This window comes from Verrucomicrobiales bacterium, assembly GCA_016793885.1.
In the GTDB taxonomy this organism is placed as follows: domain Bacteria; phylum Verrucomicrobiota; class Verrucomicrobiia; order Limisphaerales; family UBA11320; genus UBA11320.
In genome coordinates this window covers 16023-32132 of the sequence record JAEUHE010000026.1, presented here as the reverse complement: position 1 = coordinate 32132, position 16110 = coordinate 16023, and the positions used below count along the sequence as shown (strand labels likewise).

The 16110-nt window shown below is 58.9% G+C and carries 14 protein-coding genes; 5 read left to right on the top strand and 9 right to left on the bottom strand.

From position 1 onward, the window contains the following. Positions 1-787: 787 nt before the first annotated feature. From JNN07_03605 to JNN07_03585, 5 genes are all read right to left on the bottom strand, one after another. Entirely contained in the window at positions 788-1063 is a 276-nt protein-coding gene (locus JNN07_03605) for a hypothetical protein (protein MBL9166802.1), read from the bottom strand. Positions 1064-1087: 24 nt separating this feature from the next. Next, on the bottom strand, positions 1088-1903 hold the full coding sequence (locus JNN07_03600; GenBank protein MBL9166801.1) for a hypothetical protein: 816 nt from the start codon (positions 1901-1903) through the stop codon (positions 1088-1090). A 220-nt stretch (positions 1904-2123) separates the two neighbouring features. Further along, positions 2124-2570, bottom strand: a complete 447-nt coding sequence (locus JNN07_03595; GenBank protein MBL9166800.1) for a thioredoxin family protein — start codon at positions 2568-2570, stop codon at positions 2124-2126. A 144-nt stretch (positions 2571-2714) separates the two neighbouring features. Then, positions 2715-3233 carry a rhodanese-like domain-containing protein gene (locus JNN07_03590; GenBank protein MBL9166799.1) on the bottom strand — a complete coding sequence of 173 codons (519 nt, stop codon included), beginning with the start codon at positions 3231-3233 and terminating at the stop codon, positions 2715-2717. 25 nt (positions 3234-3258) lie between these two features. Beyond that, the gene (locus JNN07_03585; GenBank protein ID MBL9166798.1) at positions 3259-5592 is read right to left on the bottom strand and encodes a peroxiredoxin family protein; all 2334 of its coding nucleotides are present in this window, start codon (positions 5590-5592) and stop codon (positions 3259-3261) included. 126 nt (positions 5593-5718) lie between these two features. On the opposite strand from JNN07_03585, the gene JNN07_03580 reads away from it, so the two are divergent. Further along, positions 5719-6966: an MFS transporter gene (locus JNN07_03580; GenBank protein ID MBL9166797.1), complete on the top strand. Its 1248-nt coding sequence runs from the start codon at positions 5719-5721 to the stop codon at positions 6964-6966. Positions 6967-7020: 54 nt separating this feature from the next. Here JNN07_03580 and JNN07_03575 read toward each other — a convergent pair whose 3' ends face one another. The 4 genes from JNN07_03575 to JNN07_03560 form a co-directional block, all read right to left on the bottom strand. After that, a complete protein-coding gene (locus tag JNN07_03575; GenBank protein ID MBL9166796.1) occupies positions 7021-8355 on the bottom strand; it encodes an ABC transporter permease in 1335 nt (444 codons plus the stop codon). 8 nt (positions 8356-8363) lie between these two features. Continuing rightward, on the bottom strand, positions 8364-9851 hold the full coding sequence (locus JNN07_03570) for a sugar ABC transporter ATP-binding protein (protein ID MBL9166795.1): 1488 nt from the start codon (positions 9849-9851) through the stop codon (positions 8364-8366). A gap of 61 nt (positions 9852-9912) precedes the next feature. Then, positions 9913-10899 (bottom strand): substrate-binding domain-containing protein, encoded by a 987-nt coding sequence (locus JNN07_03565; protein ID MBL9166794.1) that lies wholly within the window; start codon positions 10897-10899, stop codon positions 9913-9915. Between the two features lie 67 nt (positions 10900-10966). Next, positions 10967-12199, bottom strand: coding sequence for a hypothetical protein (locus JNN07_03560; protein ID MBL9166793.1), 1233 nt, complete (start codon positions 12197-12199; stop codon positions 10967-10969). A 109-nt stretch (positions 12200-12308) separates the two neighbouring features. On the opposite strand from JNN07_03560, the gene JNN07_03555 reads away from it, so the two are divergent. The 4 genes from JNN07_03555 to JNN07_03540 are packed head-to-tail and all read left to right on the top strand — an operon-like array spanning position 12309 to position 16096. Continuing rightward, positions 12309-13310: a C-terminal binding protein gene (locus JNN07_03555; protein MBL9166792.1), complete on the top strand. Its 1002-nt coding sequence runs from the start codon at positions 12309-12311 to the stop codon at positions 13308-13310. Then, positions 13307-14935, top strand: coding sequence for an ABC transporter permease subunit (locus JNN07_03550; GenBank protein ID MBL9166791.1), 1629 nt, complete (start codon positions 13307-13309; stop codon positions 14933-14935). The genes JNN07_03555 and JNN07_03550 overlap by 4 nt, the downstream gene beginning before the upstream one ends. Beyond that, entirely contained in the window at positions 14922-15674 is a 753-nt protein-coding gene (locus tag JNN07_03545) for an amino acid ABC transporter ATP-binding protein (protein MBL9166790.1), read from the top strand. The genes JNN07_03550 and JNN07_03545 overlap by 14 nt, the downstream gene beginning before the upstream one ends. Further along, positions 15671-16096, top strand: coding sequence for a hypothetical protein (locus JNN07_03540; protein ID MBL9166789.1), 426 nt, complete (start codon positions 15671-15673; stop codon positions 16094-16096). Before JNN07_03545 ends, JNN07_03540 begins: the two co-directional genes overlap by 4 nt. The last annotated feature ends 14 nt before the right edge of the window (positions 16097-16110 follow it).

The window sequence follows — 16110 nt, the reverse complement described above, 5'->3', positions numbered from 1 at the left end:
GTGACCTGCCGGATCCGGTATTTGAGCGATGGGGCGGTGTTAGGAGGTCGACGGTTCATGAAGGAGTTGATCGAGGGAAACCAAGGACGGATAGGTGTGAGGGTGAGCGATAGGGAGCCTCCCAGGGTGGCGGGGTTGAGGCAGGAGTTGTATTCACTGAGAAAACTAGGGCGTGGGATCTTTGGGTGAGAGGTGGATCGGGGCGAGGAACCAGGGAACGAGCAAGGGGAGAAGGTAAAGGATGAGCTGGGCAAACCGCCAGGTTTGCCCGCTAGGAGACTTCAAGCGATTCGAACGCAACGGCATCCAGCCCGTTGGCTGGGCTCGAATAACCGCAGGCAATCAACAACACAGGGCTGATGTCCAAAAGGGGCACACATAGGCACTGTGTTCAGAGGACCACGAAGTGAGGCCTGTCCCTGGTTCAGATCCTCGCTCTTTCTACGGGCGCGCCTAGGGCACTGGATCGGAGTGGCCTGTCCCTGGTAATCATCGGGTGAACGTGAGGCTCCCGGTCGAGGCGACGTCGGGGGGAATAATCCTAAAGGAGAATGGAGCGGTATCGAGATGTGCAACAGCTTGGATGGGCATGTCTTGCGTCGAAGTGAGGCGTATCGAAAAGGTGATAGGGCGAACTTCGACAAAAGTCATGACCGCCAAGATCTTGCATCAGATCGATGCCGGGCCATTCTTCTTTTTAGGATAATGGACAGGCGCTCGCAGTCGCGAATGAGGCCTCGGAAAGACCTGCTTCACGGCGGTCATTCTAGTGCACAGCTGCCCGAGCTCATCCCAGAAATCGCCACGTAAAAACGAGCAGCAAGAGAAGGGCTACAGCCCACCAAAACCAGGATCCCCCTGGCGGTCGGGAAGGTGGACTCTTCTGCCCGAATTCCTCACGGACAAATTGATCATGGTCGAAGGAATCATCCGGAATTCCCAGTCGCTGCGAGACGGCCTGGTCGGCCCATCCAGTCTCCTCATCAGAACCGCAATCCGGACAAACGCGGGCGGTCCGAGGAACCACCGCCCCACAGTTCGGACAGATCTCAGGAGCAGGCATGGCTGGAGAGAAGAGGATAATCCCTCACTGAGGAGGAGGGGCTGAAGGCGAAAAACGTCCGGAAATCCCACGGTTATCCCGTAACGAACGGAAATCCACAGTGGTCGGATCAACGCTCCATCGGGCTGCTAGATTGGTAACCTTCTCGGTCGTGGCACCCAACGGATCCGCGTGACCGAAAAAGCTCCGTTCCGGGCTCTCAAAATAGTCAAACGTGTGAAGCCGAAGCGCGATCTCCGCCTCGGTAGGGACCCCCTCATTCCACACGGCCTGACCACTCCAAGCATAGGCGCGCTTGACATGACCATGATCCAACATCACCCAGGCATGATGACTGAACAAACGGTTGATACTAAAGAATTGAACCTCGCCGACCTGACGGCTTAGGCGGGTTAGGAAGTGAAAGCATTCATCCACATCCTCACCTGGATCCGGAAGATCCGCCCCCATCACAAGCGTCCACCCTTTCACGGGAGGAGAAATGAAAAGTTTGTGATCTAAGGCCCGAGTGAGTCCCTCCTCCCAAGAGCAAGGTTTAGGATTCCTCAGTCCCAAAGCGGCCTGGATCATCGGTGCGGTGGCCCCGCGTACCGCCAGCCAACGGAAGGGCGCATCGAAAATAGGCTGCCAAGTTGACCTCTCTGATCGCCACAGCTCAGTATCCCGACGACTCCGAAGCATGGTGCGGGTCAACCGGGTATGTCGGTAGATCAAGGCCATGCAGACCGCTCCAATCAAGATTACCCCGAGAAAAAAGAAGATCAAAAGCGCCGGGGTCAAATCGCCTTGACCAACCCCTGAGCCTTCCAGCACTGCGAGCGTTTGAAAAAAACACGCCATGCGATATGTGTAAGTTATCGAGTCCTCAGAACGGATCAATCAAAAAGCAGTCCGAAGCCCAAATCTTTTTTGTCTCAAGCCGACACGACCGCCGTTTAGATCACGCTCTGCCTCGCTGGAAGATAGACACCGTTGGCGAAAAAATGTTCCGATGTGGGGCACTTAGGTACCCCATAGGAACTTGAGCGACATGCTTGAGTAGAGGACGGAAGGATAGAAGTTACCCCTTGCGACGAAGCTTCTCTAACTCGGCAATAAAGGGCTTGGCACCCCCTTCTTGATAGCCGAGCTCACCCAAGACCTTGCCCGCACTGTTCAAGAGGATGATGGTCGGATAGTAACGAACCTTAAAGCGCTCCTGCAGCTCCTCGTTAGCCTTTTTCAACTCCGCGCTCTGCTTCTTTCGTTGAGGGAAATCAACCTCCACCAGCACCAAGTTCTTCTTTGCATAGTCCAGGAACTCAGGGGTCTGGAAGACCTCTTTCTTGAGCAGCTTACACCAGCCGCACCAGTCCGATCCGGTGAAATCGAGCAGCACCATCTTGGAACCCTCCTTCGCTTTGGCCTGGGCAGCAGGGAGACTGGTGTGCCAAATCGAACCATCCTCAGCAGCCCGAGCAGGCCGAAGGAGAGTCAACAGGACAAGAGACAAAAGTAGATGTTTCATGATCGACTGACTGATTTTAGACCAACAACAGGACTCCTTTAACTCTAGCGCCACCGCCCCTCCCGATCAAGGGGCAACAGGAACAAACGGGGATGCGCCTCTTATAACCCAAGTCGCCCTTGGATCGAATTGGATCCATCCGACTCAACGCGGTTTGAAGGTGCGATAAGGAACCGTTAGCAACTGACCCCATTTCTCATCGTAAGGGTGCACATCCTTCACCTCGCGCTGCCCCCGAAAAACCGGACGACCTTCGTTAGCCCAAGCAAAAATGGAACCTTCCAGATTAAAGACATTGGTCACCCCCTTCTTGATTAACTTCGTCGCGAGATCGGAAGACCGGTAACCGACCGAACAATACAGTACCACCGGTTGCCGGTGGGATGTGATCAAGGACTGGATCTCTCGAACTGAGTCAGCGCGTTTGGCCTCAGGCAAATGACTCACGGCATATTCCTCTGCAGCTCGAGTGTCGATGAGGAGCGGAGCCGGCCGATTGCTAGAGCTCAGCCATTGACTCAACTGGGCGGTCGAGAGCTGCTGAACCTTGGGAAACTGCTGCCGAATGGAGGGAAGCAGTTCGGTCCAGGTCTGGGCAGAAAGCGAAGTCGCGGCCAACATGAAGAAATAAAACAGGATCGATTGTTGTCGGTGGAAATTCATGGGCGCTGGCGGAATCCAACCACGTTCACTTAGCGGCGACGAGCTTTCCGGTGAGCCCGAGCAGACGCTTGGATTCCGCGGCGAGAAAACGAAAGTTCGTGAACGGATCATAGCCAATATCCTGCCAGCGAATCTTCCCCTCGCCATCGACGAGAAAGGTTCCATGTAGCGGCATGTCTTCGAAATCGTCGAACGCGCGATAAGCCTTGAAGGCAGCCAGGGAGGGATCGGCCACGATGGGGAACGGAAACCCTCCTGGCTTAGATGACTTCTGCAGGGTTTTGTGAAGGCCCTGGGGAGTCTCGGTGCTGACCGCAAGGATGTTAATACCTTGCGCTTCGAAGTCTTTCGCGGCAGGAGTGAGGAGATTCAGCTGTTCGATGCAATGAACACAGCCCGCGCCCAAGTAAAAGACCACCACCACCGGCCGTCCTCGGTAATCGCTCAGTGAGCGCGACTTTCCGTCTGAATCCACCAAGGTCCACTCTGGTGCCATCGATGGCTGCCACCGAAAAGGTCCCAGGGTTTCGAGTTGCGGACGATCGCCTACATCAGGCTTCACCGGCGTACCCAAACGCCAGTCGTCCGCCAACCCCATAGAACGAGCAATCGGTTGCAGCCTTGCCAGAATCGGGGTCTCGAGATCGAATTGAGAGGAAATCGAGCGGAGCTGGTGAAGCGCATTAGTGGCTTGAGCTGTCTCTCCCGCCTCCCAGAGAAAATGGGCCGCCAGCGCTAGGGACGGAGCCTCGTTAGTCGAGTTCTTGAGCATCTCCCCGGCCTCATGAATTACGTTTGTGCGCAGGCCCAGCCGATGCGAGAGCCGGGCACGTTGGGGCTTGGGCAGGTCTTTGTTCTCCTCGAGCAGCTGGGCGGCCTCGTTTGTTTGCCCCGCAGCAATCCCCTTCCAAATTTTCAATTCCTGGCGGTATTTATCCACCCGATCCAGCCGATCGTTGAAGCCTTCCATGGCGCTCACCATGGCCTTGGCGGTCTCTGATTTGGACTTTTTAGCCGTTTCTTCGGCCTTCTCAGCCGCCTCGAACCGCTCGTGCTTGAGCTGCTTCCAACAGCTATCGAGACCGTCGAGCCAGGGACTGGCCGCCTGCGGTTTCCCCATCGCGTATTGCGCCAAGGCCAGGGCATAGAAGCGCCGCGCCTGCTCTTCGGGCAAGTCGGTGGGTTCGAGATAAAAGGTGTCCGACAGGGCGATCAGCTCAGGCCACAGTTCATATTGGAGGAAGGCATCGAACAGGCGGTTCCTTCCCAACATTGAACTGCCGTTGTTCTTATCGTAGGCGGTATTGTCGTCCTTCCGATTGAGGGTGTTGTATTTGGGATGCCGGGGCAGCTCGACCATGTTGCGAGCCAAATCGATAGCATCTCTCACACGACCACAGAAGAGCAGGTTCCGGCAAAGCCACTCGTTATTGTGCGCAAAATTGTGAATCTGGTCCGGCAGAATACCCGTCGCCATCATGTGGGCATGATCCGTCCGCGCTGCCGCCTCCTGTTGCCAAGCCGCGTCATCATATCGCTTGAGCGAGCTGAAGGTATGGCCGGACATATGCCACATGTGCGCGATGGCGGGGGCGGACTGACCGCACCGGGCCGCCGAGTTCAACGCTCGCTCATCCTTCTTGTAGTTCCAAAGATGAATGCGCGCGTGGTGCACTGGATGCATCGGCTCGACGGCCAGGACTTCATTCATCAGGGCATCCACCGCTTGACGGCTTCCGATGGAAACACCGTCCCCTTCGTTCTTCCAGATCTGGAAGGCCAGGAACGTCTTGGCCTCAAGTTCCTCAGGATGCTGGTGAATGATGTTCTCCAAAGATTTAACCAATTCCTTGCGACGATCCTTCTCCGATTCCTTGCCGGTAATAAACTTGTGGTAAGCCTCAATCCAAAGCACCTCCCGAGGCGAGGCATTGGTCTTGAGATCATGTGCGCGCTGGATGAAATCGAAAGCCCGGTTGGTATTGTTGACGTTGGCCATCGCCATGCCCCAGGCAGCCATCGCACAATTCGTGTCCAAGAAGGCCACCTGCCGAAACGAGCGCTCTGCCTCAAAAAACCAGAAGCCGTGCAATTGTCCTATCCCTTGATTGAAAAACACCTGGGCTTGAGCGTTGGAAGTAGTGATCAGCAACTTGACCTGCCCTGTTCCGCGCATCAGTCGGGCAGCCTGGCGGGGTCCTTCGTTAAAGGCTTCCCCATGCACCGAGTGTCCGGCCACCAGGTTGGTCAGGCCCGCGACCACGCGAGGGGGCTCGTCGTCGGCAAGCAGCAAGGATGGCTTGAAGACCGCAGCGGAAGCCACAACAAGAACCCCTGCCAGGAGGCGATAGAATGACATGAAAGCCACTCTAAGCTGGTCGGGCCTGCGTTGTCACGAGGATCAATGAGCTGATCGTCCCCGGTGGTTGGAGGCGGGCGAGGTTCCTCCCTGATTATTCCCCCTCCCCCCAGCCGGCGACGGAGCTTGAAATTTCGCCTGTTGCCTGCGCGCAGTATCTCAGTGCGTCCGGACAACACCCGAATCGAGCTGGCTGAACTGGCAGCGCTGCTGTTCCTCCACGGCATGGCTCTCGGAGCCTGGTTCGTGCCTCTGGGGCCGGTCCTGGATGTACACGGACTGCACTCGATCAAGGCTCTGGCATTCTCGTGCTCCGCTATCGCCGCGCTGGTCTCGCCTCTGATCTTCGGGGCGATGGCCGACCGCCACATAGCCCCGGCACGGCTGCTGCGATGGCTGGGCCTGGCCGCGGGAGGAATGCTGATCTGCATCGCGCTGGTCATTTACCGTGGAGCCGGCCCATGGACAGTGCTGGCCATGATCCAATTGTATTCCTTGTGCATAGCCCCCACCTCGAGCCTCGCAGCCTCCATTGTCATGGGCCGACTGAAAGACCCTCAACGACAGTTTGGCCCCATCCGGGCGATGGGAACGATCGGCTGGATGGTCGGCTGCTGGGCGGTGAGCCTGATGGGAGCCGACACCTCGCTCAGAGCGGTGTATGTCAGCGCGGCAGTCTGGGGCGGCCTAGCTCTCTTCACTCGCTGGCTTCCCCAAGTCGAGCCTCTTGCGTCGTCCCAACGGCCAAGCTTGATCCAGCGGCTGGGGTTGGATGCCCTCACCCTTCTCAAACTGCGCGATCATCAGGTGGTCTTTGTCACTTCCGCCCTCTTCGCCGTCCCGCTAGCCGCGTTCTATCCGTTCACGCCCACCCACCTCCGGGCACTTGGACTGGAACGCACCGCCGCCTGGATGTCTTTGGGCCAAGTCACCGAAGTCGTAGCCATGCTCCTACTTTCCCGACTCCTGCTCAACTGGCGCCTGAAGTGGATTCTGGCCACCGGGTTAAGCTTGGGTTTCTTGCGTTACTTCTTTTATTCGCTCAACCATCCGGCTTGGGTCATTGCCGGCGTCGTGCTCCACGGGTTCGTGTTCGCGTTTTCGTTCATCCTTGGCCAAGTCTACCTGAACGAGCGGATTGATCCGAGCTGGCGTACGCGAGCCCAAGCTCTGTTTAGCTTCATGACCACGGGAATCGGAAGTCTGTTCGGATACCTCAGCACAGGGTGGTGGTTGCAGAAGTGCGAGATGGATGGACACGTCAACTGGCCCCGCTACTGGGGCGGCTTGGCCGTGGTGGTCCTGGTGGTATTGGCCTATTTTCTGGCGACCTACCGCGGACAGAAGCAATCCGCGACCGCCACGCGCGCTTAGGGACCCTGCAAAAATAAATCCGGGTTTTGCGGGAGGAATCCTGAGCTTGCCAAGCTAGGCCACGGCCCTCGCGCTCGATCTCCATTTATCCAGCAGAACCGCTCCCAAGATCACCAAGCCGAGCACCACCTTCTGAGTGTAGCTTTCAACACCCGTCAGGTTCATGCCGTTTTGAATGACGGCAATGGTGAACGCGCCGATGCAGGTTCCAAAGATCTTGCCCTCACCTCCGCTCAGGCTGGTTCCCCCGACCACCACCGCCGCAATGACGTACAGCTCATACATGTTTCCATACGTAGCCGAGCCACTTTTCAATTGCGAAGCCATGATCACCCCCCCCAGCCCGGCGAGTAGTCCGCTCGCGACATAAGCGAGCATCAGCACACGCTCCACTGGCACACCTGAGAGCCGAGCAGCCTCACGATTTCCTCCCACGGCATACAGGTACCGGCCCCACTTCATGCGAGACATGAGAATGTGAGCGAGGACATACAGCACCAACATAAGCACCACCGCGTTGGGAAGTCCCAGAAGGTCAGCCTCGCGGCCAAGCCAAACGAACGAGTCCGGAATCTGATAAATGGACTGACCCTTCGCCAGGATGTACGCCAGCCCGCTACCGACCAGCATCATCGCGAGGGTCACAATGAAGGGAGGAATGCCAAAACGAGTGATCATCGATCCGGAGAACGCTCCAACTCCTCCGCAGACAAGGATCGCGAAGAGGCTGGCGAGGGCCATCCCGAGCGCAGACGCCTGAATCCCCCCCGCATACTCCCGAATGGTCCACGAGGTCAGAACAGCTGAGAGCGCCAAGAGGCTGCCGACGGATAGGTCGATGCCACCCGTCACGATGACCATGGTCATGCCAATCGCCACGATCGCAATAACGGCGATCTGATTGGCAATGTTCAGCAGGTTCTCGGACTTGAGGAAGTTGGGCCACCAATAGCTCGCTGGCCGAATCAGCGGAGGAGAACCCAGGGAGGCAAAGTCCGCGGGAAGATCCTTGAAGACCAGCCAGGCGGCCGTCGCAGGAGTGCACCCGATTCCATCCAGCTTCTGTCCCTCTGCCGCCAACCGTTGTAAAATCGCTCGAGCATCCTTCGGTTCGCCCCGAGCGATACCGGCCACTTTACCGCCCGCGGAGACCCAGGCCGACTCCAGGGTTCGCGCAAATTCGGCATCGTCAGGTTGATCCAGGACCGCGATCAGGATCGTCCCGGTTGGTGGAAGAACTCTACGAAGAGCGCTCGCCACTTCTTGTCCAGCCGCCCCCCCGCTGGGCGCTTGCTCCGAGTAGGTCACCAGGCTGAAAAAAGCGCACAGCACCAACAGCACCACAAGCATTCCGTAGTCCGATAAAAATCGCGTCCAGGTGGTTTTCATCGCATCATTCACGCCATGGCCAACCGCATGATCTCCTCCTGAGTCGTTGATTTCACATCGCAAACCTCCCCGGTCACCCGCCCTCCATGCATCACCAGAATGCGATCCGCCATTCCCAAAACCTCCGGCAGTTCGGAACTGATCATCAGAATCGCCTTGCCCTCCGCCACCAACTGGTTCATCAGCAGATAGATCTCGTACTTCGCCCCAACATCAATGCCCCGAGTAGGCTCATCGAAAATCAGGACATCGCACTGCCGGGCCAACCACTTGGCCAGAACGATCTTTTGCTGGTTTCCTCCCGACAGAGCCCCCGCCCTCTGCTCAGGGCCGGCCAACTTGATGCGAAGGGCGTGTGCGTAGTGCTGAAAACCGGAGCGTTCCGCCGCGTGTCGCACGAAGCCGTGTCGGGACAGGTCGTTGAGGTTCGGAAGGGAATAGTTCTCGCGGGCGGAGTGCTGGAGCACCAGGCCTTGCAACTTGCGATCCTCGGTCAAAAAACCGATCCCCGCCGCGATGGCTTCGCACGGGGTGCGCAAGGCTCGCTCCTGTCCTCGAACACGAACGATCCCCTGCTCTCGCTGGTCAGCCCCGAACAGCAGCCGAACCGTCTCGGTCCGGCCGGAGCCTACCAGGCCGGTCAGCGCCAAAATCTCCCCGCGGCGCAAGGTGAGCGAAACATCGCGAACCGCGGAACCACGCCTCAAGCCGATCGCCTCCAACACCGGCTCCCCGATGCACGAGGCGCGCTTCGGAAACTCATCGGTCAACTCACGTCCCACCATCAGCCGAATCAGCTCGTGCCGGTCCAAGTCTCCGATCAAACGCTCCCCGGCGTCCGCACCATCGCGAAGCACCTGCACGCGATCGGCGATCGTGAAGATCTCCTCCAACCGATGGCTGATGTAAACAATTCCGATGCCCTTGGCCTTCAACTCCCGGATGATTTGGAACAGTCGGTCGACTTCATGAGAAGTCAGCGCCGCGCTGGGCTCGTCCATCACAATGATGCGCGCGTTGAGAGCCAGCGCCTTCGCGATCTCAACTAGCTGCTGCTGCGCCGTGGTAAGCCGCCGACAGGGAGTGTCCAGATCAAGGTCCACCCCCAGTTGCGCGAAGAGGTCAGCCGCCCGCGAACGCTCCGAGGCGCGGGTGATAAAGCCCATGCGAACCTGCTCCTGGCCCAGGAAGATGTTTTCAACGGCGTTCAGGGCGGGAATCAGGTTGAACTCCTGATAGATGATCGCGATGCCCGCGGCTCGCGAGTCAGCGGGCGAGGCGATCGACAGTTGTTGGCCAGCAATGCTCAGGCTGCCGCGATCAGCCAAATGCGCGCCTCCGAGGATTTTCATGAGCGTGCTCTTGCCGGCCCCATTCTCCCCCAACAACGCCAGGACTTCGCCCGCCCGCAACTGCAAGCTGACACCTCTCAACGCTTGGACTCCCGGGAAAGCTTTTGCTATTCCCCGCATCTCCAGGAGCGGTGGTGGAGCCACAGTCAAGTCGAAGGTCTCCTCAAGCCTCGTCGCGATCGCGCCGCACTATGCGCCCTCGAGTTCAATTCAACGTGGGGTCCTTGAGCGCATCCGCCTTGCGATACAGGCTGGTTGGGATCAAGATTTGAGGCGGCAGGGTCTCCCCTTTGGAATGACGCCGAATCGAGTCCACGATCTGAACTCCCATCTTGTCGGGGAACTGAATGGGATCGGCGTAAATCTTTCCATCCTTGATGGCCTGCTTTCCTTCCGGCTGGCCATCAAAGCCCACGATGACGATCTGCTGAGCCTTGCCGGCTTTCTCCAGCGCCGCGCGCGCCCCAAGGGCAGCCGGGTCATTGATGGCGAAGATGCCGCGCAGATCGGGATGCGCCTGCAACGAATCCTCGGCGGCTTTGAATCCCATATCCTTGGCGCCACCGCTCTCCAATTCGGTCACGATCGTGATCTTGGATTTGCTGCCCGCGTTGTGGGCCTCGATGACTTCCTTAAAGCCCTTGACCCGGAGGAGGCATGACTCGGCCTGCTTGAAGTGGAGGATGGCAATTTTGCCGCCGGCTTCACCCAACGCTTCGATCATCGCCTGCGCAGCTTCCTTGCCTCCGCCGAAGTTATCGGTAGCCACCTGAGTCACAATTTTGACACCCGGCTCGTTACAGGGGATGTCGACCGTGAACACCGGAATCCCCGCGGCGTTCGCTTCCTGGATCACGGGGATGATGGACTTCGAATCGCAGGGGCTCAGGACGATCGCGCTCACTTTGCGCACGATAAAGTCCTTGATCTGATTACCCTGTTTGGCCACGTCCTTATCCCCGCTGACCACAATGGCCTCGTAGCCATGTTTCCGGCCCTCCGCAGTGATGGAGTCTCCGATGACTTTGAAGAAGGGGTTGTCGAGGGTGAGCAAGCTGACTCCGATGGTTCCCTGCGCCATCGAGGAGGAGCTGGCACTAGAGGCAGGCGCTTTACCAGACTCGGCGGAGGGTTTGCAACCGGTGAGAACGGCCAGCGCGACCATCAGGCTGCTGAGCAATAAGGGTTTCATAAAAGGGGTCATGGTGGAATCTCAATGGTTCGAATGTTGAAGTGAACGCTTGGGCAAACGCAGAAAGTTAAAGCTTACCGGTTCGCAGGAATTCATGCCGCACGGGCGCGGATACCCGGTGGCCGGCCGTCGACACAAAGGCGACCTGCCCGGGGCTGAACTCGAGGGTTTTGACCTGCTCAAAGCCAGTTGGAATCTTTACCACTCCCTGAATGTAGTTCACGAAGGTGGGGCGGTCAGCCCGCAGCTCGAGGGCCGTCCTGAGGCCTTGGCGGGTGAGCACGTTGTCCGCCATCGAAGCCGCCAAGCCGTCGGCGAAGTAGGCGGTCACGTCCTCCAGCCCCAGGCAGTGGTTCCGCCCCTTCCATGGATGGCCGTATCGTCCGTGATTCTCAATCCAGAAGACGGTGCTGGCCAGGACCTCCGGATCCTTGAGCGAAAACCAAACATAGCCGGCTTCCGCGAAGGTCGCCGTCGTCCAAGCCGGTCCCCCCGTGCTCTCCCAGCTCTCGTTGGCCAGCTGAATCAGATCGGCATAGCCTTTACGCGCCGGGAGGCGGGTCAGATCCGCATCGGGCTGGTCCTTGGCCCAGACGGGCACTTGCGTCAAATTCGACCAACGAGCCCCGGGCAGTAGGGATTGGTACTCACCCTTGGCAGGATCACTAAAGAGTCCCGGGCAGGTCATGCCAAACCGGATTGCGCTGGTCGCGATCTGAACCGCTCCCGGCTTTTCGGGCATCGCCAAGGTGGCGTGATGCCCCAGCGGAACCCGCCCGGCAAATCCTTCGATCGTGTGGCGCGAATACACCACATTTTCCTGATCCACCAAGGAAATCTCCTTCGTCACACGCCCCGCGCGGACCCGAGTCTCCAGTGCGAGGGTTAACGTGTTGATCGTCCCCTGCTGAACCGAGGAGACGAGTTGCCAGCGGCTGCCTGCCACCTCCCCATGCGGCGGATGCTTCTCTCCCTGGACCTCCTCGGCATTGCCGCCAAAGGGTAGGCAGAAAAAATCGCCTCTCAGCGGAACCAACACCGGGGCCGGCATCGGCGATGGCTTTTCATCCTGCCAGGGGCTGATGTGGTACGGCTGCACCGGAGCCGGAGTGTTCCGATAAAACCGTACCGGAGCCAAATGGCCGCCGAGACGGGTGACTGCCAATTCCACCTGGGGAGTCGAAAGAACAAAACTCGGTTGAGAGTGAATGGTTTTCATTTTGGCTTCTGCCGCCTTCCCAATTCCGCTCACCAGGGAGAGCAAAGCGAGACTCGCTACAATCCGTTCCAGAGGGTGCATGGGGGGAGGCTAGACGGAATTGCGGAGCCGGAGCAACCCCCGACTTGAAGCTGCAGATTTCTTTCGCTAGGAATTGCGTCAGTGCTTGGGCGCTGATAATTCTTCAGACATGTTCCAAGTCTATGTCACGGACCACCTCACGCCCCCGGCAACCCTCGAAGAACAGGAACTTGCCGACCTGGCCAAGGTGGGATGCCTGCTCGCCAAATCGCCGAAGGACCTGATCGAGACCACTCGGGACGCCGACGCCCTGATCGTGTTCCACGAGGTCTCCGTGCCGGCGGAAGTCATTCGAGGACTCGAGAAATGTCGAGTCATCGTCCGAGGCGGCGTCGGCTTCGACAACGTCGACCTCAAGGCGGCCGGGGAGCAGGGCATTCTGGTGTGCAATGTGCCCGACTATGGGGTCGACGAAGTGGCGGATCACGCGCTGATGCTCACGTTGGCCTGCAATCGAGGACTCGCCCGCACGGAACGCGGTTTGATCCGAACGCTTTCCCCCTGGGAGTTTCATGCTGTCAAACCCGTGCCTCGCCTCGTCGGAAAGACCATGGGCATTGTGGGGCTCGGCCGGATTGGGGCCGCCATGGCCCTGCGGGCCAAAGCCCTGCGCATGAATGTGATCGCCTGTGACCCTTACCTGCGTCCCGGCCTCGACAAGTGCTTCGGAGTGCCCCTGGTCGACATCGACACCCTTCTGACTCAGAGCGATGTGGTTTCACTCCACACCCCCCTGACCGAGGAGACGCGGCATCTCATCAATGCTAGAACCTTGGCGCAGATGAAGAAGTCAGCTCTCCTGATTAACACCGCCCGCGGAGCCGTGGTCGACACGCACGCGTTGGCGGATGCCTTGGACCGTGGCCTGATCGCGGGCGCCGGAATCGACGTTCTGCCGCAGGAGCCACCCGATACCAGCGAGCCGCTGATTCGGCTCTGGCAACAGAGTGACCCCGTCGTCAACCTCATCATCACTCCGCATACCGCCTTCTATTCGGAGGAAGGATCCGTGGAGATGCGTTCCAAGGCGGCCCAGGAAGTGGCGCGCGTGCTCCGGGGAGAACGGCCCCGTAACTGCGTCAATCAGGAGTGGCTCAAAAAACGCAAATGACAGATCTTCCGCACGGAGTTCCGCCTTTAGGCGGTTCCCTGAGGCTTGATCCGCTCCCGGCTGGAATGCATGGGTTACATCTCCAACCCGGCGCAGCCGGGGCCAGCAGATGGAATGGGTGCCATCCGCTTCGTGGCGCGTTGCTCCTCCTCTGGCTGGCACTCGGGGGTCTCTGGACATCGAGCGCCCTCGGAGCCGCCGATCCGACCGAGGATACGCTGTCGCAAATTCGCAGCCGTGGCATCTTGCTCTGGGGTGGGGATGGGGAAGGCGGAGCTCCGTTCGTGTACCCTGATCCGGAACAGCCATCCCGCATGATCGGTTTCGAAGTCGAACTGGCCGTGGCGCTGGGGGCTAAATTGGGGGTCCGGGCAGAGATGGTTCAAAACATGTGGGATGGATTAGTGCCCGCCCTGCAGCGGCGCGATTTCGACGTCATCATCAACGGGCTCGAGATCATTGACTCGCGGCGCGAGCAGGTGCTGTTCAGCATTCCCTACTTCGCCTACTCCCAGCAGATCGTCGTCCGCAAGGAGGACCGGGACGATTTGCAGCTCGCCGACCTCAACGGTAAGGCGGTGGGCGTGCTATCAGCCTCGGCGGCAGAACGAGTTCTCCGCGATTTCGGCGCTGCTGATCTGCGGGTGTACCCGGGAAATGTTGAGGGCTTCCGCGATCTCAACAACCGCCGCATCGATGCAGTGGTGCTTGATCTGCCGATCGCCGTCTACTATCTCCAGAAGGAGCCCCAGCTCAAACGCAGCGGCCAAGCGTTCGCTCCCGGCTATTACGGAATCGCGGCCCGTCTGAATGACACGAATCTCATCCAAGCCGTGAATCAGGCTCTGCGGGATCTTCGTCAGGACGGAACCATCGAGCGCATCTATTCTCGTTATGGAGTTTGGGACCAGCGACAGGCGCAGCTCGACAGCTACCAGGAATCCACGACACCAGCCGCCACCGCCCCCGGATCCACTTGGAGCAATCTGGACAAGTATCTGCCGCTGCTGCTTAAGGGAGCTGGTGTGACGGTTCTCATTTCCGTGCTCTCGATGGGCCTGGCCGTCGCGCTCGGATTGATTCTCTCCCTGGCCCGCTTGTACGGACCGAAACCCATCAGCTGGTTGGCGGCGATCTATATCGAGGTGTTCCGAGGCACTCCATTGCTGATCCAACTGTACCTGATTTACTACGGCCTACCGACCATTGGGTTGCGGCTGAGCGCTTTTTCCGCCGCGGTCATCGGCTTGGGCTGCAACTACGCAGCCTACGAAGCGGAAAACTATCGGGCCGGAATCCAAGCCATCTCACGAGGCCAGTTCGAAGCTGCGGCGGCTTTGGGCATGACAAGATCACAAACCCTGCGCTGGATAGTCCTACCTCAAGCGCTACGCCTCATTCTTCCTCCGGTGACCAACGATTTCATCGCGCTTTTCAAGGACTCCTCGCTGGTGTCGGTGATCACGATGGTCGAACTCACCAAGGTTTACGGGATGCTGGCGACGGCAACCTACGACTACATCGGCCTCGGGCTGGTCACAGCCGCGATCTACTTCGGAATGAGCTACCCGGCATCGCTGCTCGCAGCGCGTCTGGAAAGGAGGCTGAGCTATGATCGTCGTTAAGGACCTGGTCAAATCCTATGGCGCGCAGCGAGTCTTGAAGGGCATTTCGCTGAGCCAAACGCGCGGCGAGGCGATCGTGTTGATCGGTCCCAGCGGCTGCGGCAAGAGCACCTTTTTACGCTGCCTCAACCAATTGGAATCGATGGATTCGGGATCGGTGACGATCGACGGCTTGCAGTTCGAGCGTCATGGCCAAACGCTCACGACGGAGGATCGCGAAAAACAACGCCAGCTCCGCCTGCGGGCCGGCATGGTGTTCCAGAGTTTTCACCTTTTTCCGCATCTCACCGTGCTCCGGAACATCACGGAAGCGCCCCGCGTCGTGAAGGGAGAGACGGCTGAAAGCGCTGAGGAGCGCGGCAGGGAACTCCTACGCAAGGTAGGCTTGGAAGATCGCGCCGGGTTCTACCCGAGCCAGCTTTCCGGCGGACAGCAGCAACGGGTCGCCATTGCGCGAGCGCTCGCCATGAGTCCGCAGGCGATGCTCTTCGACGAGCCGACCAGCGCACTGGATCCCGAGTTGCGGGGGGAGGTTTTGAAAGTGATGCGGGATCTGGCGGAAGAGGGCATGACCATGATCGTCGTGACCCATGAAATGAGCTTCGCGCGCGAGATGGCCGATCGGGTGATCTTCTTCGACCAGGGAATGATCGGGGAGGAGGGACCTCCCGAGCAACTCTTCAACGCTCCTCGATTGGAGAGGACGCGCGAATTTTTGAGACGGAGTTCCAAATTATGAATGCAACCATCACCCCCCTGATTCGCAACGGAGCCCTGCTGGCCATCAACCTCCTGATCCTTATGGTCTGGGGATTCGCCGGGATAGATAAGCTCAGGTCCGGGGTTCCCTCGTGGTTCGATGGAAAATTCGGGCCTACCTTCCTGGCGAGCTTTCCCGGTCTTACGGCCACCTTCTGGCTGCTAACCGCAAGTGAACTCGCTGCCTTCCTCCTCGCTGCCATCGCCCTCGGCCGAGGTGAGTTCATCCGTCGATCCACCCCCATCTGGCTGCTGGCAACCCTGGTCTGGAGCCTGTTTGTATTCCTTCAGCTCGCCCTAGGCCAGTGGCTCACCGCCGACTACAATGGCACCTTCCAGATGTTCACCTACTTTGGCCTGACCTTGCTGATGCTCCACTTCGTGATGGCCAACCAACCCTGAGCTCCCCCTGAGTA

Coding starts and splice junctions, on each gene's coding strand:
- JNN07_03600 (MBL9166801.1), bottom strand. CDS start 1,903: ATGGCGTGTTTTTTTCAAACGCTCGCAGTGCTGGAAGGCTCAGGGGTT.
- JNN07_03540 (MBL9166789.1), top strand. CDS start 15,671: ATGAATGCAACCATCACCCCCCTGATTCGCAACGGAGCCCTGCTGGCC.
- JNN07_03585 (MBL9166798.1), bottom strand. CDS start 5,592: ATGTCATTCTATCGCCTCCTGGCAGGGGTTCTTGTTGTGGCTTCCGCT.
- JNN07_03565 (MBL9166794.1), bottom strand. CDS start 10,899: ATGAAACCCTTATTGCTCAGCAGCCTGATGGTCGCGCTGGCCGTTCTC.
- JNN07_03605 (MBL9166802.1), bottom strand. CDS start 1,063: ATGCCTGCTCCTGAGATCTGTCCGAACTGTGGGGCGGTGGTTCCTCGG.
- JNN07_03595 (MBL9166800.1), bottom strand. CDS start 2,570: ATGAAACATCTACTTTTGTCTCTTGTCCTGTTGACTCTCCTTCGGCCT.
- JNN07_03590 (MBL9166799.1), bottom strand. CDS start 3,233: ATGAATTTCCACCGACAACAATCGATCCTGTTTTATTTCTTCATGTTG.
- JNN07_03560 (MBL9166793.1), bottom strand. CDS start 12,199: ATGCACCCTCTGGAACGGATTGTAGCGAGTCTCGCTTTGCTCTCCCTG.
- JNN07_03545 (MBL9166790.1), top strand. CDS start 14,922: ATGATCGTCGTTAAGGACCTGGTCAAATCCTATGGCGCGCAGCGAGTC.
- JNN07_03575 (MBL9166796.1), bottom strand. CDS start 8,355: ATGAAAACCACCTGGACGCGATTTTTATCGGACTACGGAATGCTTGTG.
- JNN07_03550 (MBL9166791.1), top strand. CDS start 13,307: ATGACAGATCTTCCGCACGGAGTTCCGCCTTTAGGCGGTTCCCTGAGG.
- JNN07_03555 (MBL9166792.1), top strand. CDS start 12,309: ATGTTCCAAGTCTATGTCACGGACCACCTCACGCCCCCGGCAACCCTC.